1 rRNA gene is annotated in these 270 nt (G+C 54.8%); it reads right to left on the bottom strand.

From position 1 onward, the window contains the following. A 16S ribosomal RNA gene (locus R0J87_RS20655) occupies positions 1 to 270 on the bottom strand; the annotation flags it as partial.

The following is a 270-nucleotide window of genomic DNA, read 5'->3' as shown; positions in this document are numbered from 1 at the left end:
GGCCATGATGACTTGACGTCGTCCCCACCTTCCTCCGGTTTATCACCGGCAGTCTCCCTGGAGTTCCCACCCGAAGTGCTGGCAAACAAGGATAAGGGTTGCGCTCGTTGCGGGACTTAACCCAACATTTCACAACACGAGCTGACGACAGCCATGCAGCACCTGTCTCAGAGTTCCCGAAGGCACCAATCCATCTCTGGAAAGTTCTCTGGATGTCAAGAGTAGGTAAGGTTCTTCGCGTTGCATCGTATTAAGCCACGGCCTCCACCG

This window comes from Halomonas sp. SIMBA_159, assembly GCF_046536035.1.
Classification (GTDB): domain Bacteria; phylum Pseudomonadota; class Gammaproteobacteria; order Pseudomonadales; family Halomonadaceae; genus Vreelandella; species Vreelandella venusta_A.
Note: the sequence above shows the minus strand (reverse complement) of the source record. Positions and strands in the feature narration are given on the sequence as shown.